This window comes from Paenibacillus sp. FSL R5-0713, from assembly GCF_037973325.1.
GTDB lineage: Bacteria > Bacillota > Bacilli > Paenibacillales > Paenibacillaceae > Paenibacillus.
The window spans coordinates 3,968,066-3,994,429 of the sequence record NZ_CP150229.1; the positions used below are offsets into that span (position 1 = coordinate 3,968,066).

A 26,364-nucleotide genomic window follows, 5' to 3' on the forward strand; every position below is an offset into this window, starting at 1 on the left:
CATTAACCGCCTCCTACAAAATGTACAATCTCGATTCGATCGCCTTCTCTTAATGCCGTTGACTCGTGATACTCACGCGTTAAGATATGCCTGTTCAGCTCGACAACTACAGTCTTGACTTGCAGGTCAAACGATTGGAGCAGTTTATCCACACGATTTAATCTGTCTTCAATCTCCATCCGTTGTCCATTAACAATGATATTCACTGCACCACTCCCTTTCTGTTCAAACGCTCTGGATTCAGCACTTCAATTCCGAGTTCTTCTGAGCTTTTGCCAGTGATTAACTCCGCGATAAGCCTGCCTGTTATCGCACTTAGCAAAATACCATTACGGTAATGCCCAAAGGCAGCGAACAGTCCAGGTATACTCTTGCATGCACCTATATAAGGCAGCCCATCTGGCGTTGCCGGTCTTACACCTGCCCACGCTCGCTTAAATTGCGCTTCTTTCATCCCGGGTACCCAGTGGGTAGCCGCTGTTAGCAGCTTCTGAACACCCTGTACAGAAACATTCAAATCCGTTCTGCCCGGCAGACTGGTTGCCCCGAGCCAAACTTCGCCATTGGCTTTGGGAACAATATAGACATCCTCTGCATAAACCGTTCTGTCAGGTCTGTACCCTGCATGTTCATCTGAGAACTGAACGGCAGCTATTTCTCCTTTTACCGACCACACAGGTAAGCTCAGATTCACATGTCTCATCAATGCTTCACTCTGTAATCCAGCCGCTATAACGACATGTTTGCACGTTATCTCACCGATCGATGTGGTGATCCCCTGCACGCCGTGTTCGTTTGTTTGTACACGTATACCCTGTATGTCCTCTATAAACCGAGCTCCCATGGCTTGAGCAGATTCCGCATATGCCCTAGTTAGATGGACAGGAAGGATTTCACTCTCGTATGGCCTGTAGTAGGCTCCGTATGTATCTCTGTTAAGCCACGATGCCTCCTGTTGCACAACCGAACGATCCCACCACACCTCATCAGCAGACAAACCGGAATTTCGATTGTTCTTATAGCGGTTTAATTCACTGTATGATCGAAAAGGGGTCAAGAATCCACGGCGTTGCAGCCCAACCTCTACCCCACTAAGGGTATCCATTAGCACTTGTTGCTCAATAAGTAACTGTCTACTCTGCCTGCCAAGCTTAGCCATCAAAGGATGAGCAAAATCCTCACTATCTGGCGCAAGCATTCCAGCCGCTGCGCAAGAAGTGCCTCCCGCAATTGCGGAATGCTCCAGCAACAAAACATCCTGTCCCCGGGAAGCAAGCTCATACGCAATGGCACAACCAACAACACCTCCGCCTACAATAATGGTTTCTGCATGAATCTTATCCGGATTATCAGTTAAACTTTTGCTTCTTGATTCCGTTTCAGAGTTCAGTTGATGACTGAAATGATTCCTGTTCTGACCCGTTACGATCTCATTCATCCTCTCATCTCCTTTCACCGGCTTAGACTTCCTGTAGCAACGATAGCCTGCCTTAGTGATGCAGCTGCCCGATCCGGGGAATCGCTCGACCATACATTTGAGATCACGGCAACTCCCTGTGCCCCTGTAGCGCGAATCGCTTGAATATTTCCCGGCTCTATGCCTCCGATCGCGATGACAGGAATGGAGACACCTCTGCATACTTCATCAAGAGCATATAATCCTCTTGGTTCTAGATCTGGCTTGCTGTTGGTCGCGAAGACATGCCCAAAGAAAAGGTAATCAGCTCCCTGTTCTTCAGCGATTTTTGCCTCATCGATGGAATGAACAGATACACCCAGACGAAGTCGCTGCATTTTGCTTATGACAGCAGGGTTGTATTTACGTATCGCATCTTGCCCCCAATGAACACCGCCATAGAGATCATTCTGTGAAGGCAGTTCTGAACCATTGATAACGATGCGACAAGATGGAATATTAACATTACGCAGACTTTCAGCCCAGCCGATCTTGTCTTGACATGTAAGTTGTTTCTCTCGTATGTGAATATAGTCCACCCATGGCCAAACGTCCTTGGCTGCTTTTACAAAAGATGCTCGATCTCCTGCCCCCGTAGATACAACATGCAATTCAAATGATTCGTGAACATGCTTATGAAAAATTGCGGTACCCTCCCTCTCCTTCCAGGCGTGAATGCTATGAAAACACAAAAAAAGCCACTCCCGTAGGGGAGTGGCTGCGTATGAATTATAGGATCAGATCACTGACTGATGCATACAGTTCATTTCGTGCAGTACAGCTGTAGACCTATAGCCATAACGTTATACACGCAACTGCATGTTTCAATTCGCTAAGCAGACGGTTGAAATCTTTTCGAGTTGCCGTTTGCTCACGTCATTCACTGAAACGCGCTCGCCACTTCCCTACGCTGGTATGATCCAGATCAGGTGCAAAGGGTCCGGAATCGCATTCTTCCATCTCAGCCGCATCGTGCGGCCCCCCTAGTGTTCATATGAAGTTGTAGCCTATGTTACCATAGACGGATTTTTTTGTCACCGTAATTTCTGTTAAACATGGTCTAAACACGGTCTTGAATCGTCTATTTTTTCTCAGACCATTCTTCGACATTCCATGTTTTGGTGACCCAACCCTCGTAAAAATCAGGTTCATGAGATACCAGTAACACCGTTCCCTTAAATTCTTGCAAGGCACGCTGCAACTCCGCTTTGGCAGTGACATCCAAATGGTTTGTCGGCTCATCGAATAAAATCCAGTTGCTTTCGCGCATCAGGAGTTTGCATAAACGAACCTTGGCTTGTTCTCCACCACTCAGCATGTTGAGTGGACGAGTAATGTGCTCATTCTTTAATCCGCAGCGAGCGAGATGACCCCGGACCTCATTCTGAGTCAAATGTGAGAACTCATTCCAGACATCCTCGATCGGCGTGATATTTCCAGCACGAACCTCCTGTTCAAAATAGGCCGTTTCGAGATAATCTCCCAAAAAGGTCTTTCCACTCAGTGGAGATATTTTCCCGAGGATGGTTTTCAGCAGTGTCGATTTACCCACACCATTACAGCCTACAATGGCAATTTTCTCACCACGTTCAATCGTCATCGTCATTTTGGGCAGCAAAGGATAGGTATATCCAATTTCAAAATCAATGCCCTCAAAGACCGTTTTGCTACTCGCGCGGGCATCCTTGAATTTGAACGTTGGTTTAGCCGCTTCATCCGGGCGATCAATACGTTCAATCTTGTCCAGCTGTTTCTCGCGGCTCTTCGCACGACCTGAAGTTGAAGCCCGCGCCTTGTTACGCTGAATGAAATCTTCCTGTTTCTTGATGTACTCTTGCTGTTTCTCGTATGCATCAATATGCTGGGCTTTATTCATATCAGCCATCTCCAGGAACTTGTTATAGTTCGCTGCATATCTCGTTAATTTGGCAAATTCCAAATGATAAATGACATTTACGACTTCATTCATGAATTCCGTGTCATGGGAAATTAAGAGAAATGCGTGCGGGTAGTCCTTCAGGTAACGTGACAGCCATTCAATATGCTCAACATCCAGATAGTTGGTCGGTTCATCCAGTAACAGAGCTGTAGGTTTTTCGAGCAGAAGCTTGGCAAGCAGTACCTTGGTGCGCTGTCCACCACTTAGAGCTGCGACATCTCGATCAAGACCAATTGCAGACAAACCAAGACCATTGGCCATCTCTTCAACTTTTACGTCAATCAGATAAAAGTCGCCCTGTTCCAGTTGTTCCTGAATATCGCCCATCTCTTCCAGCAACTGCTCCAGCTTATCTGGATCTGCATCTGCCATCTGGTCCGTAATATTCATCATTTCTTTTTCCAATTCAAGCAACGGAAGGAAAGCATCCTTAAGCACATCACGAATCGTTTTGCCTGGCGTAAGCTTTGTGTGCTGATCCAGATATCCATAACGGACCTTCGGTGTCCATTCCACTTTTCCACTGTCTTTAAGCAATTTACCGGTAAGGATGTTCATTAATGTGGATTTACCAACACCATTGGCACCAACAAGTCCTACACGCTCTCCGGCGAGTAAACGAAACGATACATTTTTAAATAACGTGCGATCTCCAAAATTGTGACTCACGTTCTCTACTGACAATAAACTCATAAGATGAGGTTGCTCCTATCTATTAGACATTACTTTTATTATGGTTCCGAACCCCTATTCTAGCACAGGTCTCGTCTTTTCTGAAAGTAATGTAAACAGTTCAGGAACTCCTTCCAAGATTTTGTCATGTACGCAAGCTAACGATTAGAGCAGTTATATTCGAAATAGCCTTGTGCAGCTGCTTGTCTTCCGTCTGTGAACACCTCTTCGGCACGGTAACCATTACCACATGTGGAGGGATAGTAGTACTTGATACCCGTTAAAGGATCTACTCCACCTACGATGGCCGTTTTCTTCACAAGTCTGCCTCCACCAATCGCATAATTGTTGATCTTCTGGTCACCAACACCTATACCTTGGATAAAGGCCATAATCCCTGTATCGTTGACGGAGTTGTACCAATCTTCCTGTGCTATCAGGGGCATCGTAAATGTGTAGGATACACCGTTCTTTCTGGCAAACTCATTATGGCGGTTAATCACATCAGCAAGATCATCCTGCACAGAAGTCACAATCCGGCTTCGTCGAACTTGTTCAAATACGCTGCTATCTTGAAGTAAAGGAATCTGTGTGGTTGAAACCAGTTCTTTTTGAAAGCCCTCCACCCATCTCCCTGCGCTTGCGTCGTAGGCATAGACATAGTCGTCCAATGTAAAGTTAATACTGTTACCGTATGAATCTGAATATGTATAAGGTTTCTTAGGACTCCATACTTGCCTGAAAGAATCTTCCCGGTTACCTGTCAACTCTGTTTCTGTGGACAACATATAATAGCCATCGTAATCCAGAATAACCACGGCAGGAATGTAATTAAACATGTTTCGAATAGCTGCGGCATCATCCTGAATCCCCATATTCAAAGCCATCGTCTGAGTAAACGTCAACAAGGCAAGCTCCTTATCCGCTTTAACAAACTTGGTTGAATCATAACCTGCTTCATCACTTTGTTTCTCATTTTGATGCATAACTGCACCTGCATCCATCACTGCGGTTTGAAGTGTAGATCTGTATCGATGTCCAAGAAAGTTAGCCTCTTCGGCATCTTGGGTATGGAGTGAGATGATCCAGAAGAGCGGGAAGAAGATCAGCACGAATACTATGGATAGCTCAGTAATCTTCATTGAGGACCATACCTCCATAGGTTACAAATACCGCTGAGGCCTGAGCCGTACCACTAAGCCATTCACGAATGAGCATGGAAGGTGTACGGTTTGTATTTTGGAGCGTCACGGTAAAAAAATCTCCTGTTGTCAACGTGTATCTTCGGCCAGGATCAACAACCGGAATCACACTTGAGGTAGGGAATATTCTCTCTCGAATCTGAGCTGCATAATATCCATCCTGTACAACCTCGTACGTCCCAGTAAAACTGTTAATGTCCAACGGGTCCGTATAATGAGGTACATATTTCTTATGTAAATGTTCCATCGACACCTCATACACATTGCCCGTCTGGGCCAGTTGCTCCTCAAACTCAGCCAACATTCGAGGTGAAATATACCCTTTCGTGCGGACTGCATCGACAAAACGTGTTACATTCTGTACAGCCGTCATACGTGCTATATCATCCTGCCGATCGGCTGTTTCAGCAGCTGGATACACATAGAGCAGAAGAACTGCGAGCAATACAGCAAGCAGCTTGGATGCGGCATTAATCAATTCACACTGGCCTCCTTCCAAAAAACAATCTTGAGCAGTTCTCCAGTTTCATCTCGTATCAACTCTGGTCTGTAGGTAGCATCGAGCTGGACAGGAATAGTCGCTGTTTTGCTGACTAGTGTATCAATCACATATGAAGTCCCGTCTACCTCTACAGGTATGCCTGTGCCTGTCATCTGTCTCACGGTATGTAACACTTCCGCACCACTATACTGAGATGGTTTGGTGGTATGCAATGTTGTTGTCAGACGACCTTCCATGCCTGCTGTTGTTCGTACTCTGTCGTTCAATGAAGCTGATAAAATCTTAACATTCTGTTGCCCGTACAGGCAGGCTGTCACAAACAGGACAACCGCCGTACAAAACAACATAAGATGCTGGGTATTCTGGGACATGTTAAACCAACTCCTGTCAGGATTGCTGGAAGATTAGCCCTCTTACCACGTTGGAGCGGTCTTTTACAATAATGGCTTTGAATTTACCACTTGGATTGACATATTGATTGTCCTTTTCACTCATGGTCTGGTTAATAATCCCCACTTTATCGTCAGGAGCAATAACCGAGCCGTAGTCCGCGTTATTGAGATCCTGTGAAATGTTCAATTGGTTGCCATACCATTGACCCGCTTTATTTTTACCTGTAATGACTTGAATACCGAACTGATCCTTGTCCGCGTATTTACGCAGCGCATTAGTTACCTGTGATCCACTGATCGTTGTTCCGTCATACACCGTGAATGCAGCCTGAGACAGCTCGGTCTGAATATCAGCAAAATTGTTCTGCGCCGTCTTGGTTGCTTCCTGAGCCGAAATAAATAACAGAACTACAATTGTGATCAGAGCGATTGTCAAAAATATCCCTGCTGCTACCTTTAAAGCGCTTGATGCATTGTTCATGATAAATCCTCCCAAGTTATAAATTATTAATATATTTCAGACTGTCACACAGAAGAAGTGCTACAGTTTCTGAATTTGTTCATAATAGATGTTCATCTGCAGGAAGCTCATACCGACCAATGGTATGACCAGGTACAAAAAGATTAGGGCATACATGGGAGCAAATCCGATGGTTCTCCCCCAGGATGCTTTAACATCAATCATTTTACTGTACTCCTGCTTGCGTTGTTCAAAATAGAATGCCATCATGCTCTCAAGATCATCAAAGGCTTCACGTATTGAGATTTTGCCAAGGGCAAGCTGCAATTTATCAATCAATCGCTGGAATTCGGGCAAGCCCGCCTCTTCCTTTAATTGATCAAGTGCAAGCTCTGGCCCATGTTCAAAATGCAACAAACACTTTTGCAGCGGACGCTTGAAAATGACGGCAAATCGATTAAGCCATTCCAATATCTCCTCGACTGACATCCGATCCATCTCACGCAGAATGGATATCACTGTCTGAAATTGATAGATTTCATGCCGCATATCCAACTTTCGCATTTTCCGCTGAAATAACATGAGCCATATGGGCATGTAATACCCTGCTACACCGATGAGAATTGCTATAATCATTTCCCACCAGCGTACATATTGCTTGTTATACACCTCAAGTTTCTGCATGATGCGCATGATGGTCTCACTCTGGGTATCATGGTCCAACTGAACGGGAGATAACTGCTGTAACGCGTTGGAGACTTCTTCGTATGTAGCTCCTCGGTTCATCTCTACACTTTCCAGCACGGATTGATCCAATGCTGTTTTTTCCTTGGCTTTCCTGAGATCCGCTTCAGCCATTGCACCAAACATTCGATCATCCCGGCTTGGATCATGCAAGATGTGGTTACGTTCAACCTGGTGCAACAGCAAGATGCAACCCAGTGTAAGGACCAAACAACCTGCGAATAACATCACTCGGCGAATGGCGAGCCATTCGTATTTCAACTCCGAGCTACTCTCCCTCATAAGCCGTATCGTTTGGTTGTACTGTACACTGCCAGGTTTCGCCGCAAACAACATCGCCAATTTCCGGATGAAGGTCTGCCTGTATAGAAACTGATCCAACCATGAATGCTTATGTCCTGAGCGGTAACGAGTTTCATCGTATTGCTGGAGCCTCTGCAGAAGCAAATAAGCAAGAATGATGATGACATAAATTGATATTTTGGTAACAAAACCAATCTTGCTGCGATAAAATTCATCCATCGTTGGAAAACTGACTCTGGCCCAGCGTTCAATTGGAGCGGTGAATAATACCGGGGCAAGCGCGATGATATTAAGTCCTTTAAGCAGGTAATCCAATTTGTCACGCCGCAAAATCTCCAGATGAATCTCCTGTGTCAGGTTCCCCAGTCCCTTAAGATAGATAGACCCTTGTTCTCGGTCCTTATCCCCGAACTCCATGACCATATAGGAAACGCCGGCGAAGCCTTTGAGAAAACGGTTGGGTGCCACTTCATAGTAACGCTCAAGTGCTTCATTCGGATCTGGAGTAGTTAGAGCTTCATAGATCAGTCTAACCTGTTCTGCTGCTTCTCCTGTACCGGCTTCAGCCGCTTCATAAAGTGCTTCCTCAACCATGCCATGCTGGTGATACCGATGTCTTACATCTGCAAAGATATCCAGCATTTGAACCAGCAACCGTTTCTCCATACGACTGAGGCACATATCCAGCACCAAGCTGTTTAGCACCACAGCACAGAGCACGGACAATATTACAAAAGCGATACCCGGCTGCAGAAGGAACAAAATGACACTTATGCCTCCATAGCCTCCCAGAATAATCAGAACCACTGTCATCGTCAGTCTTCGAAGTGAAGGCTCATCCCCTACATGTCGAAATGAAATACGTTTCTGCACTTGTAGAATATAGGTGGATAGCAGTGGAACTTTCATTCCCAGGCGGTAGGACTGCAACAAGAATGATCCCAGTCCCTTGAACCCCTTCGTTCCGGGAGTTAGAATAACGCCGGATGGACTTGTTGGACCCCCTTCTCCGCGACGTAATACATTTAAAACCAGAAGTGTGATCAGCAACCCTCCTGCACAAATACCTAATACGAGGAGCAGAATCCATTTAATTGTCATGCGGATCACCCCAGTGTTGCTTCATAAAATGTCCAAATTTCTCGGCATCCTGCAATGTCATCTGTTCTCGCATATCCAACATGCATTCCGAGGAGATTGGAGCTGTTGCTACATACTCTCCATCTCTGTACTCCACTACATTACGAAATGTAAAACCTGCCCTCTCTTCCACGCTGTCACCTTGATTCGCGCGAGGAAGACATTCCGTAATACGTTCGATATATCTTCGTCCCTCAGCATCTTTCTTCATATGAACATCGAAATTGATGACACTCACAACCTGCTCCTCAGCAATATGCTCATGTTGAAACATGCCTGTCTTGAGTAAGGAATTACGAAGAGAGAAGACCAGATCACGAAACGTTTTGGCATGGTGGGTAAACAGGGTGAACAGACTGGCAACCTGAGACATTTGAATCATCCATGCGGCCACTTCATCACTCGCAACCTCACCAAGAATATTGACGGTACCATCCGTTTTTTTCTGCAAATCTAGCCCTTGTTGACCTGAAATGTGCTCAGTTTCTCGGAAACTCAAAATATTACGTCGGCTATAGATCCGTCTTAATTGAAGTTCGAACGCCATCTCCTGCACACGAAGGGTGTACGATGCATAGATGTGCTTGACCATAGCCATAAGTAATGTCGTTTTACCAGAACCCTGTGCTCCGGTTACCGCTGTGATCCGGCTTCCTTTCATCAAATATTGAAGCAATGTAATTGGCAGATCTGCGTTGTTACCCGTAATCAATTGCTCAAGTGAAGCATTTGGGATATCGAAATTCCGGACGAAGAACGCCCACGATTCTGCAAAAGGAGGTCTGACAACAACCACACGGGAACCGTCTTTCATCTCGTTCACTTTGTATCCACTTGCTTCTGACAACTGTCCCGGATAATTGTATTTGTATATATTCTGGCATACCCTTTTCAGTTCACGGATGCTGCCGAAGGACAGAAAAGGTAGATGAATGGATTTCCCTTTATAAAAAATCCAGACACTCTCCATGCCGCTAAGCGGTTCTTCATGAGTATCATCCTCCAGTCCTTGCTCCAACAGATCATTCCATGATGCCGGTTTCTGAAATCCAATATTATGAGCAGTATCCAACATACCGCTGACACCACCACTAACGCCGTCAATACGTTGGTCCCTTATCTCATCAACAACCGAAAATCCTTTGTAATGCTGATAGATACGCTGCACGATGATATCTGTCTTTTCTCTGAACCCAAGCTCTCGATATTCGCACTCAAAAACATAGTGAATGTCTTCCTCGGAAATATAATAACTCCCTCCGTCCTCCGTTCCTTCCTCCGTTCTCAGCCTTCCCAGATCGTAGGTATCAATCATTCGGGAGAGTGCATCCACACCGAATTGCTGTCGGTACAGATAAAACACAATTTCGAATCGGTCCTGGATCGTCAATAAATCCGGTTCTGCAAACAAAATGACTTCATCTACATTTGATTTGTTCAGTCCTATGCTTCGGATCAGAAGATCCCCTATCAGATTTTTGACATACGTTTTGTCACTGATACTGCCTGAGACACAGCCCTTCAGCGCTTTTCTCATCTCTGCACGTTGATTGATTCTTCGACGATATTCTTCTTCATGCAGACCTGCATCCGCGAGCTGACTATGACTAAGCTCATGAAGTGAGTTCTTCACCTTCTCAATCAACATGTCAATCGTGAAGGATTGCTGTTCAGGAACACGAGCATTCTTTTCACGAAGAAACGCACTATACTTGAACCAGACATAAGTCAGGCACAGAATCAAAATTAAACTTATCCATATGGTATTCCAGAGCATTGGAGGTTCAGGCTCCCCTTTCCAGCCTCTTCAGAACTGTGCGCATACCTGCACCGTCCATAATCAGGCGAGCGAGTTCGCTCATGCTTGCAGCAAAGCTCCCTTTACGAATATCCTTATCCTCAGACAAACTTTCCAACTGCAAGTACCTAGCGACATCTCGCCGATTCATTGCATCCAGGTAACCAGTTGTGTACGGTATCGCAGATATCGTACCTTTGTATCTAAACTGGCGCCGAATATTGGAAAGCGTTGCACGGGAGTGAGAATCGTATTTGTTAATGACAACATGCATATTCTTATTGTTCATTCGTGTTGGCAGAATCTCTTCAAAGAACAACTCCAGATTTCGCATATTTTGATCGAGATTAATGACAACATAGTCCGCTTGTTGCAGCTTGAGCTGCAAATCGACACCAGCATGATCCGCATCCAGAAGAACCAGATCATAATACTCGTTAGCTACTTTCAGCAGCTTTTTCACAGTCTCACCATGTTCCTGCGGGGAACGTTCCATCTCATCAATTCTCCCGGTCAGGAAATCAAGTCTTTCTTTCAAAAGTGGCTTGGTATAATCCCTGAGATTGTGCTTATTCAGACTTCCGCTCGAATGCAGCCGTTCAATCGCATCCCAGCCCCCCTCTTCGAAGGAGAACATAAAATCCGCTGAATCCGAATCTTTGGATGGTAGAGCAGCTTCTGTGCCAGTTCCAGCAAGGCCTGCGTTAACAAGTAACACTCTTGTCCTGTAGTGAAGTGCCATCGCATAGGCACTAATTAATGTGCTTGAAGTGCAGCCTGTTCCTGCAAAAGGGCTCCAAAAGGTAATCGTGCTCATGCTCTCATCCTCTCTGCTTCTTTCATCGCACGGCGACTACGAACACTTTCCCAACCTGTTAGCTGCTCGACCACGCGGCACAACGATTTTTTGTAATTTCGTGATAAAGGTCCAAGATGAACTCGGCGATGATGCTCATTCTCAAGCTTAACCGCCGCTGTTAACTCATCCCACGGAAGCACTAAGGATTCTCCTGTCCACACAAATGGACTGCCCTCCAGATATGCCCACAGATAACGAGCTTCAAGTTTGCAATCAACCCCGTTAATTAAGAGCCGCTGAAATGACAGCTCACCAGGCAATGACTGTTCTTCAAGCAACCGCTTCAACCAACCCTTGCCACGTTCCAGATTATAACGCTCATAATCACTCACCCAGACTCTTACATCAGCGCTTAGCCAGAGATTACGTGAAGCAAAATGTGAGGTCTCCATGTCATATAACACATAGTCATAACTGTCCAATCGTTCTCCGTTTACTTCTAGATGATTCTCTACAGCTGCTGATGTAACAAAATGACAAGCGATATCAAATCCTTCAAATTCCGTAATTCGCAAAGACTGCTGACTGTCACCTACACCGTACCCATACTTTTGTAGTAAGGTTCCATCTACGAGTAAGACCTTGTTACCTGTCGAAGCCAATATCTTGCAAAGATATAACATCAGATCATTCTTCTCACACAAACCTGCAAAGATCCATGATCGCATAGATGTTATCACTCCCTCCCATTTCTCAAAAACCTTGTTATCTGAATTTTATTCAACTGAACACGTGAACATTGCTATCGGTCTCTACTCTCCGCCTGTTAACAAACTCTGCTGTTCTGTCTGTAAAACTTCAACGGGATCATTAACACTTCCAGTATTAGTTTCTGCTCCGTTACCTGAACCATCATTCCACATCACTGCATCCGATGTTGCCGAATTATTCGCTGATGGACGACTGTTATAGGTAACTGAGGATTGTGCCACATCCTGTTCAACGCCTTTTGACGGTGCTGTCACGGAGGCAGCCAGTGAACTTTCAAGCGAACTTCGCACCTGTCTGGATAACTCCTGTTCCGCTCGTCGAACAATATTCTGATCACTCTCCAGCAGTTTTAATACTTCTGAATTGGCAGGATACGTCGCGATTGCAGGTGTCTGAAACTGTGGTTCTACATAGGTTAAGGCATAGATTGAAGCTTTATGTAAATAGGCATCTACAATTGCACTGGAGAGTGACAGAATCTCTTCCTCCGTCATCGTAATCCATAAGGTAGCTGAATTGAGTCGTTCCACTTTTTTCTTCGATAAGAGAACATAATCCTGCCCTGTCGGGAACTGAATACGAACATCAATAATATCTCCCTTAACGAGTGAGGATGGCAATAATACAACTTGCAGCTCTCGATTTCTTAAATCAGGCGGAGCCGGTGTATCCTCATACACCATCTCGGTAGTAATGGCTGTTCCTTTTTTCAACTCTATTTTGGCCACTTGGCCTTCCATTTGCTTGGTACTGGACCAGAGATTTCGTGGTGCTTGTGCATCTGGAACAGCAATGAGCTTCAGATCCTCCGCTAATATCGGTTCACCTGCTTCAATATCCCGAACCGTGACCCATCCTTGTGCTCCCGAATCCCATTGTTGCTTTAATTCAGCTTCCTTTTCCTCATATGCCGATAAATAACGGGCTTCTACAGCTGACCTGACATCACCCATCGTTTTGACATTATAAATAACATATCCTCCGAACACCAACCCTACAGCGCCTGCTCCGATAAGCCCGGCATAGATCAGTTTACGGCTTTGTTTTCTTAATTTAGACAAAAGAGGCTCTCCTTTCGTAATCTCGTCTAATCCTGAACTTTCCTTCTTGAAAAGAACGAACGTTTCTTGGGTTGCTGTCCCATCATATGCGTTAAAATATGAGAAAACACTTTATCCATCTGTGCGTCCTTGTCAAAAGGGTCAATATGTAACGGCAGACCATATACACTCGATGTATCCAGCGTTTTACGAATGCGCTGAACAGCTTCAGTTGCTGCGAGGGGCAGACAATATATCCATTTCTCTCGTGGATACCGATGATGTGATCGAACAAAGGCGCCAATTTCCGCCTGTCTCCATTCGGCACCTGAGCCAATAACAATCGGCAGATCTGCACGCAGAAATTCCTCCAGCCGGTTCTGGTCCTGACCACTACCGAGGTCCATCACGATGAACTGATAGCTCCCCCCAAGCAAAGACAAAATATCTGCTCGCCCGGATTGTTTCCAATAATGCACACCATCCACTGCAAATTGTCTACCTGCCGGCACCGGTTTACCGGCTTGAGCGATTTGTTGGATTCTTGCAAAGGATTGAGAGCGAGGTGACATTTCAATCACAGCCACTTTAAAGTTTTGCCTTTCGAGATAATGACTGATAGCTATAGCGGTGTGGGTAACCCCTACACCAGATGAAGCACCAGTTAAGGCAATAACTCTTGTTCCACCATTCAGGGTCATGGTCGCATCTCCACCAGGCGTTATTCCACCAGGTATGCGTAGCAGTTCCTTCCTCACCTCATCCGCAGATTGGAATCGCTCCTCGGCATTATATCTTAACAGTCTTCTCGCCACAGGGATGTACGTCCGTGGAACATCACTCCGAATAGAGCTTTCTACACCTTGAATCCATTCCGTAAACGCCCCACCAGTCATAAGATATAGCAGCAATGCTCCGAGTCCATATAGATCCGAACGGGCATCGGTTTGACCCGAGCCATATTGTTCTGGAGCGGCGAAACCAGCTGTTCCCAACTTGACGGTATCTTCTGCACTTTGCGGCTTGTAGCTTCTGGCGATGCCAAAATCGATTAATCTTACTTCATGTTCCGGGGTGATCATGATATTGGATGGTTTCAGATCCCTATAGATGACAGGTGGATTCAGACTATGCAGATAACTCAACACATCCAGCAATTGAAGCACCAGCTCCGTTAACTGCTCCATCGGAATTTTCCCGCGGCACTGCTTGAAATACTCACTGAGCGTTAACCCTTCGATGTATTCCATCACCAAGTACGTGTACCCATCTTCATCCGGGACAAAAAAATCAACAATTTGCGGTAATCTTGGATGGCGGAGTGATGTCAGGAGAGCGGCCTCTGTCTCCATGCTGCCTTCATACGGCATAGCCGTTACGCTTTCTTTAATTGCCCATATCTTGCCCGGCAGCTTCAGATCCTCCGCCTCGTATACATGGCTCATTCCGCCTGTTCCCAGAATGGATACGATACGATATCTACCTCCCAGCAGGCTTCCGCGTTCCAGCCTAGCCGGATGTCTCATACCAATTCCTCCTTCAATACACAACAAAAAAGGGAAAACTTCACCGAAGAAGAACAGACCGGATATCCGGTTTCGTTCGCTTCGGGATGCTTTCCCTTAGGTTTGTTATGGTTAATATTGGTATCATTATAGTACAGGCCGGAATAGATTGTAAAGCACAAAATTTAATGTGCTTAATCGAATCAATTTCATAATACATTTAGCTGCTTTAAGCAAGGTGCATCTCTTAATATTTGACCATATAGAGTGTAATCTCTTCCCGGTTATGGAACAACTGCTTGGAACGTTGAATCTGCATTCGCGAACGCTCAAACGTATCGATAACATCCTTAATGAGTGCGAGCGGTTTTTTATGCAATAACTTCACGGTAACAATCGCTGTTCCCCCAGGTTGAAGACTATATAGAAGGTCTGATACAAGTCGGCTCATCAGCTTGGGACTCCAACTCATATCACATACGAGCAGATCAAATTCTCCTTCGCGAAAGCGTACATCGCCTGCATTTTTCTTCAAGAAAGTCAGTTTTGGTGATGCCAACAGCGTTGCATCCATCTTCGCGGGATCTACCGCAGTAACTTCAAGCCCGCGTTCAAGCAGGAACGAGGTCCATCCACCTGGCGCTGCACCGATATCAAGTGCTTTACGAAATGAAGTAAAGTCAATGCCAAACGTTTGCTCGGCTTCAAGCAATTTGAACTTGGCACGCGAGATCTGTCCATCTTCTTTTTGAAAACGTACGGCGCCCCCGTTCCAGTCTGACAGGTTCTGTTCAGGTCTGGATACGCCTGCATACAACATGTCATTCGCAGCAAAAACGGAAATGACATATTCAGCATCACGTACAACCCATTCACAGCCTAGCTCATCCAGTTTTTCTGTCAGCAATTGTTTCAATGAAGCTGCATTTTCTTGCCAAAAGGCCCCGTCTGTCTTCCGTACCTGTAGTACGACAGGGGTACCCGTCAGTTCCTTATGATTCATTACAAATGCAATCAATTTCTCAATAGACTGCTCCGAATCTTCTGTATTCTCCTGAAACTGAACAGGCTGGATATGACGTAAAAACGTTGGATAATCTTCCAGCAGTTTACCTGCAACTTCTTCCTCCGCTACAGGCAGACCCGCAAGCAAAATTTCTCCCGGTACGAGTACTGTGCTCTTCACCGCACCAAACGTACGGCGTAATTCTTCCTGTGCATAAGGGGCAAAGCCATGATTGGCTGTGCAGATAAAACGGGAGAAGTTGCCTTCTTCCCAAGACGATTGTGTACTCAAATTGTGTTACCCTCCAGAACGTACGCGTATCCACGGACGACCGTCATCCCACTGGATATCGACCGGAACATCGTACGTATGCTTAATTGTATCTTGTGTCAAAACTTCATGCTTGGGGCCAGCCGCCGCAATGCGTCCATCGCGGATCAAGGCCACGTGCGTAAATAAAGGTACGATCTCTTCAACATGGTGTGTTACATACACCACTGTAATGTTACGTTGGCGCAAACGATCAATCTCAGCCAGCATTTTCTCACGTTCATATAAGTCCAGCCCGGCACAAGGCTCGTCCATAATCAGCAGTTTTGGCTCAGCCATTAATGAACGAGCTAGCATGACTTTTTTGCGCTCCCCTTGGGATAACGTTCCAAGCGGGTTGTTGGCGAGGTTGGCAAAGCCCATGTCATCTAGTAAACTCATTGCCTTTGCTTTTACTTCATCAGGAATGGTCTGATAAAAACGCAAAAAAGCATAAGCCCCAGTAGCCACGACCTCCCATACCGGATCTCTCGGTGTGAGTTTCTCAATCAATGTTTGGCTAATATAACCGATTTCCTTACGCACTTCCCTGACGTCACATTGTCCATACAGATTGCCGAGTACTTCAATGCGTCCCTGGCTTGGAAACATATATCCGTTCATCATTTCCAGCAACGTTGTTTTGCCAGAACCATTCCGGCCGAGAATAACCCAATGCTCGCCTTGTTCAATGCGTAGATGCACGTTATCCAGAATCTGATTCTCTTCTCGTCTGAGTGAGACATGTTCCATTGAGATTATACTCATTTCAGCACCGCCTTCCGGATCTCCGAGAGTAAATGCTCCACAGAGCTCATCCGATAAACCATTTTTGGAACATCTTGCTGGCCGTCAAACAGCATCACGGCTGGTACGCTTGAAATTTGAAATTGTTGTACAAGTTCAGGAATGTCATGGATGTTCATTTCGGATAAAATACCTTCTGGCAGCATGTGCTCAACAACCTCTAACATACGCCGTGCAGCCGCACATGTCCCACATAAAGGAGTGTATATAAACACAGCCTGTGGCATGCCTTCCCATACGCCGCGCATTAGCATTTTGGATGTAATTGGCTTCATGAACTTTCTTCTCCCGCAGCAACACGCAGCATAACCTCACCCGTCATAGGACCATTATGAATGGTAACCGTATCGGGTTTATTGCTATATAACATCTCGTACATCTGGCGTTTCCCAAACATACTGGACGTATGCAAATAAATTTCACGCGGAAATAAACCTTCTCGTACAATGGATGCCGCAACCTCACCGCCATTCGGCGAATCCGGCCCAAGCTCATAATCCAGAGACAAAATGTCCACGTCACCTTCTCTTAGCAGCATCAGGCACTCTTCTGCATTCGTTGCCAGAACAAATCCTTTTGGACATGCCCGATAGTCGTCCAAAAAAACATGCATACAATCGCTCCTCTCCCCATTATAACCAGGAACGCATGAGCGCTATATCATCACGGTGCGTTCCATCTTCGCCCGTTTCTGTCTCGAGCACAACAACCGCCTTTTGGAACTCAGGCGCATTGATCAATGTTTTCAGTGATTCATTTCCGATATATCCCTGTCCGATCCTCGCATGTCTATCCTTACACGAACCAGACGCATATTTGGAATCATTAAAATGTACAGCAGCAACATCATCCCAGTATCCGAGCACCCTGCCTTGATCAAGCATCTCTGATTCGTTGCCTGACGACCACATTCCAGAAGCAAAAGCATGGCATGTGTCAAAACAAAACGCAATATGCTCTGGATATCGAGACAATTTGCGAATCTGTATCATTTCTTCCATTGTCGTGCCCATGGGGCCATGATCACCTGCCTGATTCTCAAGCAGCACCTTCGAATGACCATTCCAATTCTCCAAGGCGGTATCCAGACAATGAATGAGGTTCTGATAACCCTCCAGCGGATCATTTGTTTTGATATGTCCAAAATGGACCACCGTCCCAACGGAACCGCAAGCGTTCGAAATTTCAAGATCATTGCGAATAGAAGCTATTGTAGCATGAAACCCCGCCTCTCCACGGGTCATGCCCAACGCCGGATTCGTAGGATAGGGTGAATGGCCAATCGAAGCCAGTCCATGCTGTTCACACCAATCCCTGCACTGCTCAGCATCCTTGAGATCCAGACTTTTCAGACCAAGACTACGCGGGTTCTTCGGAAAATACTGAAACGCCGTTGCTCCCATCGCATGTGCTCTCTTGGCTGCCTGTAGAAATCCACCTCTCGTGCTGACATGTGCCCCGATTCCGTTGTTAGGCTTCATGCTGGCATTTCGGACAAAAGAATGCCTTCTTGCCCGTAATTTCCACTCGTTCAATCGTTCCCCCGCAGCGCGGACAAGTCTCGCCTTCCCGATCGTACACCCGACATTGCTCGTCAAAGCTTCCTGTCTTCGTATCCCCTTGCATCAGTGGCATTTCCATATATCCACCTTCAGATGCTGCTTCGCGCAACACGGACTGCATCGAATGGAACAAACGCTCCGTCAGTTCAGGTGAAGTTGCGATGTTCTGCGTTTTGGAGCTTGGTCTCAGACCTGCAGCAAACGCAATCTCATCCGAATAACAGTTGCCAATCCCTGCAATGATATGCTGGTTAACCAACGTTGTCTTGAGTGTCCCCCGACGACCTTTCAACAGAGAAGCAAAACGTTCCACGTTCATCCGTCGATCCAAAGGTTCCGGTCCTAGATCGGACATTGCCGCTTCGGTTTCTTTTGAAGTAAGCAGATGTAAATACCCCAAGCGCAGGCCAATAAAGAATAAAATGTGATCTCCAAACTGGATTTCCACTTGTGTAGAACGATCAGGGCGTTCCTCTTCCGTGCCCCAGAAAATCATACCGCCCAACATGAGGTGCAGCACCAGACGTTTGCCATTAGCCAGGTGGAAAATCAAATGCTTCGCTCGGCGCTCAACAAATATGATGCGATTGCCTGTAAGTTCATTGATGAACAGATCAGGCTCCGTATTTATCGTTTTATCCCGGTTAATTACAACACCTGTAATCGGTAGATCAAGTATTTTCTCGGACAACAAGGTCCGGTAATTTTCCATTTCCGGCAGTTCCGGCATCGTACATTACCCCTTTTTGGAAGTTTGGTCTGTCTCTTGCGACAGCCACTCCATCAATTTATGCAAATCTTCAAACACATGATCAGGTCGAGCCTTGGCTGCTTGAATGTGTCCATCCATATTTTCCCGTGTTGTCACACCGGTAAGTACCAGCAGCGTCTCACATCCTGCTGCGACTCCAGCTGCGATATCGGTTCGCATATTGTCTCCGATCACTGCCACTTCATGAGATGCCAGGTTCAGCCGGCTAATGGCTGACTTCATTATAACACTGGATGGCTTGCCTATGACTGTAGGACGAACTCCGGTTGCGGCTTCAATTGCTGCTCCAATCGTTCCAGCACCAGGCGTCAGTCCATCATCGGAAGGAAGCTGCAGATCCGGGTTGGTCATGATGAACTTTGATCCCGCATTAATCCACCTTAGCGCCTTGGTCAGTTTAGAATAGGAAAATTCACGATCAATCCCCTGTATCACGTAATCAGGTGCATCTTCTGTCAACTGAAGTCCTGCTTCTTCTATGGCTTGCAGCAGTCCTGCTTCACCAATACATGCCACTTTTGCACCCGGAGACTCTTCAGCAACGTATTCAGCAGCTGCCACAGCAGAAGTACATACTTGAGACGCATCGGCAGGTATGCCCATCCCGTTCAGATGATCTGCCACACCTTGTGGTGTGCGAGAAGAATTATTGGTTACGAATAAATACGGCTTTCCTAGCTCTTGCAGTGTTCGAATAAGCTGATCGGCTCCTTCGATACGATGTCTGCCATGATAGAGCGTACCATCCAAGTCAATCAGATAGGCCTTAATCACACACAGCACTTCCTTTCTTTATTCCATTAACGTTTCATGTCCTTAATCATTTACCTTGAACTTGACCGCGAACCTATGTATTCAGGCAAAAAATAATGGCTTGCTGACATGTGCATGTAACAAGTCGAACCGAATCGAACACCGACGGTTTAACTCGCGCGTCTTCTGTACAAGCTTGTCATTTCCTGCGCTTTCCCGGAAAATAATTTGAATCATTTCCCTCTTCATATTGCCCATCCTACACGCTTTCTGACCAGATTGCAAAAGGGACCGCGGGAGTTCCTCTCCCTCAGTCCCGTGCAATTACCCGGTTCATTATATGACGTGTATAGCCGTGCAATGGATCGCAATCCTGGTTAAGATTCTTGCTTGCGATGCACGACAGGAATAAGCTGGTGTTCGTTTGCAAGTCTGGTATTCGGAAATACGGACTGTGCTTCTTCCAAAAGTGGCTGCAGTTGATCCTCATCCTTATAACGTGAGCTAAAGTGAGTCATGATCAATTGGCCTACATTGGCTGCTCTAGCCGCTTCCGCCGCTTGTTTTGAAGTACTATGATAGTACTCATGCGCTGTATCGGCCAGATCATGCATAAATGTAGCTTCATGGACAAGCACATCTGCATTTACGGATAGAGGCTGTACATTGTCACATGGACGTGTATCACCCAATATGGTGATTACCATGCCGCGTTTTGGCGCGCCCAATACATCTTCTGGACGAAGCGAATCACCGTTATCCAGCGTAATGGTTTCTCCACGTTTCAGACGGCCGAACAATGGGCCTGGTTTCAAACCGTATTCCGCCAGTTTGACCGGGTCGAGGCTTCCTGGACGATCTTTTTCTGTAATTCGGTATCCGTAGCTATCAATCCGATGCTCAAGTAAAGCGGCTTCCACGATAAAACTGTCATCCTCGAACAGGACGCCTCCCGTATGTTCCACGATATTCAAATCGTAGTTGACCCGTGATTGGCTAAGCTCCATGGTTGTACTGATCATTCGTTCCGTACCTGGCGGACCATATACCGTTAAAGGTGTAGTGCCACCTTGATAGGCTCTGCTCGAAAGCAGTCCTGGAAGTCCAAATACATGATCACCATGCAGGTGGGTAATGAATATTTTCTCCAATTTGCTAAGTTTAAGCGGAGAACTTAAAATCTGATGCTGCGTTCCTTCCCCGCAGTCAAACAACCACAAAGCTCTGCGCTCATCCAACATGCGTAGCCCAATGGAAGTTACATTCCGTTGAAGCGTAGGTACACCAGCATTAGTTCCCAGGAAATATAGTTCCATTCTGGATCGCACCTCTTTCTGTTGCCAGCAAAAAACCTCCGACAATGCGGAGGGCTTTGCCTGACACTCAACTGATTTATGCCTTTTCTACGTTAAAATACTTGGCTTGTGGATGGCTGAATACCATCGCTGATACGGATGCTTCAGGTTCCATCATGAAACCTTCCGTCAATTCCACACCGATATCCTCAGGCTGTAACAACTTGAACAGCGGTCCTTGGTCTTCCAAATCCGGACAAGCCGGATATCCAAAGGATACCCTGATCCCCTGATAACGTGCACCGTGTCGTTGCTTCATCGTCATCTGCGCAGAATCTGGGAATCCCCAGATATCTCTCATCATATGATGCACACGCTCAGCTAATCCCTCTGCTACTTCGAGCGCTACGGATTGAAGAGCATGCGAGCGAAGATAATCCCCTTGATCTTTCCACGCCGTGGATAGTTCACGCACACCGTGTCCGGCAGTAACAACCATAAAGCCAACGTAATCCATTTGACCGGATTCAACAGGTTTCAGGAAGTCGGACAGACACAGGAACGGCTCGACTTTTTGACGTGGGAACGTAAATGTATGCAAAATATTGCTCGTGTCCTTTGGATCATAGATAATGATGCTGTTACCACTGGACTGAGCCGGGAAGAAACGATACATGGCATGCGCCTGTATAATCCCGTCACGAACAGCCTCTTGCATGATATCATCCACCACTGCTTTCAGGTCGGTAGCCTTTTTGTCACCTGAAGCAAGCAGTTGTTCAACTGAACCGCGCAACCCTAAATGGTGTCCAAGCAGCATCTGCATGTTCACGTATGGCAGAATATGTGATAACGGATAGTTGCGCATCGTATGTCGCTCCAGATCCGGCGGTACAAGAACCGGATGATCTACAGCAATATCCGAACGCTCCACTCGTGTAAGCTCTGGAAGGGCCTGAACAGCTACAGCACCTGAAGCATCCGCTTCTTTCTCCGCATCCATCTCCAATTGCATGGCTTCACGTGTAACGGGATTCATCAATTTGTTCGCCAGATCCAGACCATCCATCGCGTCTTTGGCATATACAACCATTCCATTATACTCAGGTCGGATACGGTTTTTGGTGAATTTACGAGTTAGCGCCGCTCCGCCAACCATAATAGGTACATCAATCCCTGCTGTTCGCAAATCCTGAGCGGTAAGAATCATCTGCTGGGCTGATTTTACCAATAACCCCGAGAGACCGATTGCATCGACTTTCTCTTCTCGGTAAGCCTCAATAATACGTTCTGGTGGTACTTTTATACCCAAATTAATGATCTGGTAACCGTTATTGGACAGGATGATCTCTACCAGGTTCTTCCCGATGTCATGCACATCACCCTTAACCGTGGCCAGAATGATCTTGCCTTTAACCGAAGTCTCGTTCTTCTCCATGAATTGCTCCAGATATGCTACAGAAGCCTTCATAACCTCCGCACTCTGCAACACCTCGGCTACAATCAACTCATTGTTGTTAAAGAGACGACCTACTTCCTCCATCCCCCGCATAAGTGGACCATTAATCACTTGAAGTGCTGTGTATTTGGCAAGGGCCTGTTCGAGATCTGGCAGTAATCCTTCTTTGCTTCCTTCTACAACGTATGAAGCGAGACGCTCTTCTAATGAAAGGTTCGAGATTTTTTCCTTCTTCTCCACCTTCTTGTTACGGAATGCCGCTACGAATGCCGCCAGTGTATCATCATTCGTGTTATATAAAAGCTCTTCTGAGAGCCTGCGTTCTTCTTCAGGAATGGACGCATAACGCTCCAGTTTCTCTGTGTTCACGATGGCATAATCGAGACCTGCTTTGGTACATTCATACAAAAATACAGAGTTCAGCACTTCACGGCCTGCCTCAGGCAGTCCGAATGAAATGTTACTGATCCCAAGTATCGTATGACATTCAGGCATCGCTTCTTTGATCACTCTTATACCTTCAATGGTTTCTTTGGCTGAACCGATGTACTGTTCATCTCCCGTACCTACAGGGAACACCAATGTATCGAAAATAAGGTCTTCTGGTTTGAGTCCATATTTGTTCACCAGCAGATCATAAGAACGCTTGGCTACGTCGAGCTTGTCTTCCCGACTAATCGCCTGACCCCGCTCATCAATCGTTCCGACAACAACCGCACCACCATATTTATGAAGCAACGGCGTGATCAGCTCAAATTTCTCTTCGCCATCCTCAAGGTTAATGGAGTTAATTATCGCTTTACCTTGCGAGTACTGAAGAGCCAAATCAATGACTGAAGCATCTGTCGTATCGATCATGAGAGGAACCTTTACTTTTTTCACAACCAATTCAAGGAACTTCACCATATCTTCTGACTCTTCACGGTCTGGATCTTGTACACACACATCGACAATGTGCGCTCCATTTTTCACTTGAGCACGGGCAATTTCCGAAGCTTCTTCATATTTTCCTTCGACAATGAGTCGTTTGAATTTCCGTGATCCCAGCACATTCGTACGTTCACCGACCATGTAGGGACGATTGTCCTGTTCGATATAGATTGGTTCTATACCAGACAATGCCGGTGGATGTGTTCCGTTCATTTCTCTTGGGGGGTACTGGGCAAGCGTATCACGCATAGCCCGAATATGTGCAGGGGTTGTCCCGCAACATCCACCAGCGATATTCAACCAGCCCTGTTCCGCAAATGCACCTATCTTCTGAGCGAGTGAGTCTGGTGACTCATGGTAATTACCGTTCTCATCCGGAAGACCCGCGTTCGGGTAACAACTAACCGCAACCGATGCCATTCCGGAAAGCGAACGAATGTGATCACGCATGAATTCCGGACCCGTAGCGCAGTTTAGTCCTACCGAAATTGGGTTAAGGTGTTCTAAGGATATATAAAAGGATTCGATGTTCTGGCCCGCAAGGGTTGTTCCCATCGGTTCGATTGTTCCTGAGATCATCAGGGGTAGTGTAACACCGCTCTGTTCGAAGGCCTGCTGAATTCCGATGCTGCCTGCTTTTACATTGAGGGTATCCTGTGAGGTTTCAAGCAGTAGCGCATCAACGCCTCCCTCTATTAAAGCAAGCGCTTGCTCCAAATAACTGTCGATAAGTTCCTGGAACGTTACTCCCCCGGTTACAGACAGTGTTTTGGTTGTTGGTCCCATCGCACCTACCACATAACGTGGAGATTCCGGTGTAGAGAAACGATCAACCGCAGCTTTCGCAATTCTGGCTGCTTCCAGGTTGATTTCGCGTGCCCGATCCTGAATATCGTATTCAGCAAGCACGACCGATGTCGCACCAAATGTATTGGTTTCAATTAAATCGGCGCCAGCCTCCAGATATTCTTCATGAATGCGCTGGATCAGCTCTGGACGAGTAAGCACTAACATTTCATTACATCCATCCAGATCTTCGCCGCCAAAATCTTCGCCAGTCAGATCAACTTGTTGAATCATGGTCCCCATCGCACCGTCGAGGATTAATATTCGTTGTTTTAATGCATCGTGTAGACTAATCTTATCCAATATCTTCACCCCCGCAAAACGTTAAATCTTAGTTTAACAGAAACTAACTTAATGTGAAAGATCGGGTTTTCTCGCGAAAGATGGCGGGTTTACACGAATTATGAACGGAATTTGAGAATCGACAAAAACAGAGGTATCCGATATAATTCAATTAAACCAAGTGGAAAAGAGGGAAAGAACATGGCTGAAATTGTTATCCGAAATACGAACGAACGCATCACTGGTGACGAAAATGTTCGAAATTTCTTGAACAAATACGAAGTATTATATGAGAAGTGGGACGCATCCAAACTGAACACTGATCTGCAAAATAACTTTGGATTAACGGATGAACAGAAAACCGAAGTTTTGGAAACTTACGACTATGAGATCAGAGATTTGGCTGCACGTCGCGGGTACCAAATCTGGGATGTGATCACACTGTCCGAGCAAACACCAGATATCGAAGAAAAGCTGGCCAAGTTCGAAGAGATCCACACCCACGCTGAAGATGAGATCCGTGCGATTGTCGCTGGTAAAGGAATCTTTGTTATCAAAGCTACTGATGATGTAGGTTACTTTAATGTAGAACTGTCTCCTGGAGACGTCATTTCTGTACCCGAGAATACACCGCACTTCTTCACCTTAATGGAGAACAAACAAATTATCGCTGTACGTCTGTTCATCGAAAAAGATGGCTGGATTGCAGATCCATACCCTGATCCTACATTTATCAAGAACGCCTGACACTCTCGTGTTATAACTTGCTTAACCAAAACCCCTGTTCAATTGAACAGGGGTTTTCGCATATGCATATGGAGAGTATTATACATCATCCGTGCATTATATAAAATAATGCGGGTATTTCGCTTTTATCGATTCCTGTTCAATCACAACCAGTCTGAGATGAGCTTCCATCACCTGAACAGCCTGTTCTGTTTTACGCTCTGTGATAAGTCGATATATATCTTTGTGTTGGGAGATAATGACCTCCAGGTTGGAGTCCTCCGCTAGACGTAACAAACGCAACCGATTAAACGGAATATTCAGTTGTTGCAACATTTTCCATGTTCTTAGCTTACCCGTGCCCTGGAACAAAATCTGATGAAACTCTTCATCCAGCTCAAAAAGACGATAGAAATTGTTTTTTCCTATACAAACTTCCTGCATCGCAATGTTGGTTTCAAGTCGAAATCGGAATTCTTCAGGAAAAGAAACACATGCCAAAGTCACGATTTCCTTCTCCATCTTTTCCCTCGTAAACCTGCCTTCTTCCACATGCTCTAGATTAATATGAGAGACGATCGTTCCACTCTGGGGAATAATGTCCAGCAGTTCTTCTTCTGCAAGCTTCATGAATGCTTCTCGCACGGGGGTTCTGCTCACTTGCAATTCATCTGCAATCTCTTTCTCTGAAATTTTAGTACCAGGCTTAAGTTCCAGATGCAGAATTCGTTCCTTTAACAAATTATATGAATATGCCCGGGTCGAGCCTCTAATTTTTTGATTAATTGACATGCCTTGACCTCTTTCTCTCAGCCGTATTCATTCATATTAGCACAAATTACCGTTCCACTTAAATATCGGTGTGAAACGGTAATTTGGCCAACATCAACTATG

25 protein-coding genes and 1 riboswitch are annotated in these 26,364 nt (G+C 45.9%); of the genes, 1 reads left to right on the plus strand and 24 read right to left on the minus strand.

Annotation, left to right across the window (positions count from 1 at the left end; all coding sequences use genetic code 11):
* Window positions 1-2: 2 nt before the first annotated feature.
* The 23 genes from thiS to metH all read right to left on the minus strand — a co-directional run bounded on the left by thiS (window position 3) and on the right by metH (window position 24,765).
* A complete protein-coding gene (gene thiS, locus MKZ12_RS17560; RefSeq protein WP_339255841.1) occupies window positions 3-206 on the minus strand; it encodes a sulfur carrier protein ThiS in 204 nt (67 codons plus the stop codon).
* Window positions 203-1,438 carry a glycine oxidase ThiO gene (thiO, locus tag MKZ12_RS17565; RefSeq protein ID WP_339255843.1) on the minus strand — a complete coding sequence of 412 codons (1,236 nt, stop codon included), beginning with the start codon at window positions 1,436-1,438 and terminating at the stop codon, window positions 203-205. The genes thiS and thiO overlap by 4 nt, the downstream gene beginning before the upstream one ends.
* A 14-nt stretch (window positions 1,439-1,452) precedes the next feature.
* A complete protein-coding gene (locus MKZ12_RS17570) occupies window positions 1,453-2,148 on the minus strand; it encodes a thiamine phosphate synthase (protein WP_339255845.1) in 696 nt (231 codons plus the stop codon).
* A 193-nt stretch (window positions 2,149-2,341) separates the two neighbouring features.
* A riboswitch (TPP riboswitch) is annotated at window positions 2,342-2,451 on the minus strand.
* Between the two features lie 86 nt (window positions 2,452-2,537).
* Window positions 2,538-4,088, minus strand: coding sequence for an ABC-F family ATP-binding cassette domain-containing protein (locus MKZ12_RS17575; RefSeq protein ID WP_339255847.1), 1,551 nt, complete (start codon window positions 4,086-4,088; stop codon window positions 2,538-2,540).
* Between the two features lie 137 nt (window positions 4,089-4,225).
* Complete coding sequence (locus tag MKZ12_RS17580) at window positions 4,226-5,209, minus strand: hypothetical protein (protein ID WP_339255849.1); 984 nt, start codon at window positions 5,207-5,209, stop codon at window positions 4,226-4,228.
* Entirely contained in the window at window positions 5,196-5,747 is a 552-nt protein-coding gene (locus MKZ12_RS17585; protein ID WP_339255850.1) for a hypothetical protein, read from the minus strand. Before MKZ12_RS17585 ends, MKZ12_RS17580 begins: the two co-directional genes overlap by 14 nt.
* Complete coding sequence (locus MKZ12_RS17590) at window positions 5,744-6,142, minus strand: hypothetical protein (protein WP_339255852.1); 399 nt, start codon at window positions 6,140-6,142, stop codon at window positions 5,744-5,746. Before MKZ12_RS17590 ends, MKZ12_RS17585 begins: the two co-directional genes overlap by 4 nt.
* Before the next feature lie 16 nt (window positions 6,143-6,158).
* On the minus strand, window positions 6,159-6,644 hold the full coding sequence (locus MKZ12_RS17595; RefSeq protein ID WP_062834890.1) for a hypothetical protein: 486 nt from the start codon (window positions 6,642-6,644) through the stop codon (window positions 6,159-6,161).
* 60 nt (window positions 6,645-6,704) lie between these two features.
* Window positions 6,705-8,771: a hypothetical protein gene (locus MKZ12_RS17600; RefSeq protein ID WP_339255853.1), complete on the minus strand. Its 2,067-nt coding sequence runs from the start codon at window positions 8,769-8,771 to the stop codon at window positions 6,705-6,707.
* Window positions 8,761-10,587 (minus strand): ATPase, T2SS/T4P/T4SS family, encoded by a 1,827-nt coding sequence (locus MKZ12_RS17605; protein WP_339255854.1) that lies wholly within the window; start codon window positions 10,585-10,587, stop codon window positions 8,761-8,763. Before MKZ12_RS17605 ends, MKZ12_RS17600 begins: the two co-directional genes overlap by 11 nt.
* Before the next feature lie 7 nt (window positions 10,588-10,594).
* Entirely contained in the window at window positions 10,595-11,425 is an 831-nt protein-coding gene (locus MKZ12_RS17610) for a hypothetical protein (RefSeq protein ID WP_339234506.1), read from the minus strand.
* Window positions 11,422-12,135, minus strand: coding sequence for a hypothetical protein (locus MKZ12_RS17615; RefSeq protein WP_339234509.1), 714 nt, complete (start codon window positions 12,133-12,135; stop codon window positions 11,422-11,424). Before MKZ12_RS17615 ends, MKZ12_RS17610 begins: the two co-directional genes overlap by 4 nt.
* Before the next feature lie 84 nt (window positions 12,136-12,219).
* Window positions 12,220-13,239 (minus strand): SAF domain-containing protein, encoded by a 1,020-nt coding sequence (locus MKZ12_RS17620; RefSeq protein ID WP_339255856.1) that lies wholly within the window; start codon window positions 13,237-13,239, stop codon window positions 12,220-12,222.
* 26 nt (window positions 13,240-13,265) lie between these two features.
* Window positions 13,266-14,744 carry a serine/threonine protein kinase gene (locus tag MKZ12_RS17625; RefSeq protein WP_339255858.1) on the minus strand — a complete coding sequence of 493 codons (1,479 nt, stop codon included), beginning with the start codon at window positions 14,742-14,744 and terminating at the stop codon, window positions 13,266-13,268.
* A 226-nt stretch (window positions 14,745-14,970) separates the two neighbouring features.
* The gene (locus MKZ12_RS17630; protein ID WP_339234513.1) at window positions 14,971-16,020 is read right to left on the minus strand and encodes an SAM-dependent methyltransferase; all 1,050 of its coding nucleotides are present in this window, start codon (window positions 16,018-16,020) and stop codon (window positions 14,971-14,973) included.
* A 6-nt stretch (window positions 16,021-16,026) separates the two neighbouring features.
* A complete protein-coding gene (locus tag MKZ12_RS17635) occupies window positions 16,027-16,800 on the minus strand; it encodes an ATP-binding cassette domain-containing protein (protein ID WP_338594986.1) in 774 nt (257 codons plus the stop codon).
* 2 nt (window positions 16,801-16,802) lie between these two features.
* Window positions 16,803-17,120, minus strand: a complete 318-nt coding sequence (locus tag MKZ12_RS17640) for a thioredoxin family protein (protein WP_062834898.1) — start codon at window positions 17,118-17,120, stop codon at window positions 16,803-16,805.
* Window positions 17,117-17,458: a cyclic-phosphate processing receiver domain-containing protein gene (locus MKZ12_RS17645; protein WP_339234516.1), complete on the minus strand. Its 342-nt coding sequence runs from the start codon at window positions 17,456-17,458 to the stop codon at window positions 17,117-17,119. Before MKZ12_RS17645 ends, MKZ12_RS17640 begins: the two co-directional genes overlap by 4 nt.
* Before the next feature lie 19 nt (window positions 17,459-17,477).
* Window positions 17,478-18,326, minus strand: coding sequence for a deoxyribonuclease IV (locus MKZ12_RS17650; protein ID WP_339261463.1), 849 nt, complete (start codon window positions 18,324-18,326; stop codon window positions 17,478-17,480).
* On the minus strand, window positions 18,316-19,137 hold the full coding sequence (locus MKZ12_RS17655; RefSeq protein WP_339234519.1) for a DNA-formamidopyrimidine glycosylase family protein: 822 nt from the start codon (window positions 19,135-19,137) through the stop codon (window positions 18,316-18,318). The genes MKZ12_RS17650 and MKZ12_RS17655 overlap by 11 nt, the downstream gene beginning before the upstream one ends.
* Window positions 19,138-19,143: 6 nt before the next feature.
* Complete coding sequence (locus tag MKZ12_RS17660; protein ID WP_339234521.1) at window positions 19,144-19,953, minus strand: TIGR01457 family HAD-type hydrolase; 810 nt, start codon at window positions 19,951-19,953, stop codon at window positions 19,144-19,146.
* 356 nt (window positions 19,954-20,309) lie between these two features.
* Window positions 20,310-21,248, minus strand: a complete 939-nt coding sequence (gene rnz / locus MKZ12_RS17665) for a ribonuclease Z (RefSeq protein WP_339255860.1) — start codon at window positions 21,246-21,248, stop codon at window positions 20,310-20,312.
* A 76-nt stretch (window positions 21,249-21,324) separates the two neighbouring features.
* Window positions 21,325-24,765, minus strand: coding sequence for a methionine synthase (metH, locus tag MKZ12_RS17670; protein WP_339255862.1), 3,441 nt, complete (start codon window positions 24,763-24,765; stop codon window positions 21,325-21,327).
* 180 nt (window positions 24,766-24,945) lie between these two features.
* Here metH and MKZ12_RS17675 point away from each other — a divergent pair, with 180 nt between their 5' ends.
* Entirely contained in the window at window positions 24,946-25,491 is a 546-nt protein-coding gene (locus tag MKZ12_RS17675; RefSeq protein ID WP_036613600.1) for a cupin domain-containing protein, read from the plus strand.
* Window positions 25,492-25,587: 96 nt separating this feature from the next.
* Here the strand turns inward: MKZ12_RS17675 and MKZ12_RS17680 are convergent, their stop codons facing one another.
* Window positions 25,588-26,262, minus strand: a complete 675-nt coding sequence (locus tag MKZ12_RS17680) for a GntR family transcriptional regulator (protein ID WP_339234531.1) — start codon at window positions 26,260-26,262, stop codon at window positions 25,588-25,590.
* Window positions 26,263-26,364: the final 102 nt, after the last annotated feature.

What these genes read in the sequence shown, in the direction of transcription:
- thiO (WP_339255843.1), bottom strand. Translation starts at nt 1,438, where the DNA reads ATGAATGAGATCGTAACGGGTCAGAACAGGAATCATTTCAGTCATCAA.
- MKZ12_RS17575 (WP_339255847.1), bottom strand. Translation starts at nt 4,088, where the DNA reads ATGAGTTTATTGTCAGTAGAGAACGTGAGTCACAATTTTGGAGATCGC.
- MKZ12_RS17580 (WP_339255849.1), bottom strand. Translation starts at nt 5,209, where the DNA reads ATGAAGATTACTGAGCTATCCATAGTATTCGTGCTGATCTTCTTCCCG.
- MKZ12_RS17590 (WP_339255852.1), bottom strand. Translation starts at nt 6,142, where the DNA reads ATGTCCCAGAATACCCAGCATCTTATGTTGTTTTGTACGGCGGTTGTC.
- MKZ12_RS17595 (WP_062834890.1), bottom strand. Translation starts at nt 6,644, where the DNA reads ATGAACAATGCATCAAGCGCTTTAAAGGTAGCAGCAGGGATATTTTTG.
- MKZ12_RS17600 (WP_339255853.1), bottom strand. Translation starts at nt 8,771, where the DNA reads ATGACAATTAAATGGATTCTGCTCCTCGTATTAGGTATTTGTGCAGGA.
- MKZ12_RS17605 (WP_339255854.1), bottom strand. Translation starts at nt 10,587, where the DNA reads ATGCTCTGGAATACCATATGGATAAGTTTAATTTTGATTCTGTGCCTG.
- MKZ12_RS17610 (WP_339234506.1), bottom strand. Translation starts at nt 11,425, where the DNA reads ATGAGCACGATTACCTTTTGGAGCCCTTTTGCAGGAACAGGCTGCACT.
- MKZ12_RS17615 (WP_339234509.1), bottom strand. Translation starts at nt 12,135, where the DNA reads ATGCGATCATGGATCTTTGCAGGTTTGTGTGAGAAGAATGATCTGATG.
- MKZ12_RS17625 (WP_339255858.1), bottom strand. Translation starts at nt 14,744, where the DNA reads ATGAGACATCCGGCTAGGCTGGAACGCGGAAGCCTGCTGGGAGGTAGA.
- MKZ12_RS17640 (WP_062834898.1), bottom strand. Translation starts at nt 17,120, where the DNA reads ATGAAGCCAATTACATCCAAAATGCTAATGCGCGGCGTATGGGAAGGC.
- MKZ12_RS17645 (WP_339234516.1), bottom strand. Translation starts at nt 17,458, where the DNA reads ATGCATGTTTTTTTGGACGACTATCGGGCATGTCCAAAAGGATTTGTT.
- MKZ12_RS17650 (WP_339261463.1), bottom strand. Translation starts at nt 18,326, where the DNA reads ATGAAGCCTAACAACGGAATCGGGGCACATGTCAGCACGAGAGGTGGA.
- MKZ12_RS17655 (WP_339234519.1), bottom strand. Translation starts at nt 19,137, where the DNA reads ATGCCGGAACTGCCGGAAATGGAAAATTACCGGACCTTGTTGTCCGAG.
- rnz (WP_339255860.1), bottom strand. Translation starts at nt 21,248, where the DNA reads ATGGAACTATATTTCCTGGGAACTAATGCTGGTGTACCTACGCTTCAA.
- MKZ12_RS17675 (WP_036613600.1), top strand. Translation starts at nt 24,946, where the DNA reads ATGGCTGAAATTGTTATCCGAAATACGAACGAACGCATCACTGGTGAC.
- MKZ12_RS17680 (WP_339234531.1), bottom strand. Translation starts at nt 26,262, where the DNA reads ATGTCAATTAATCAAAAAATTAGAGGCTCGACCCGGGCATATTCATAT.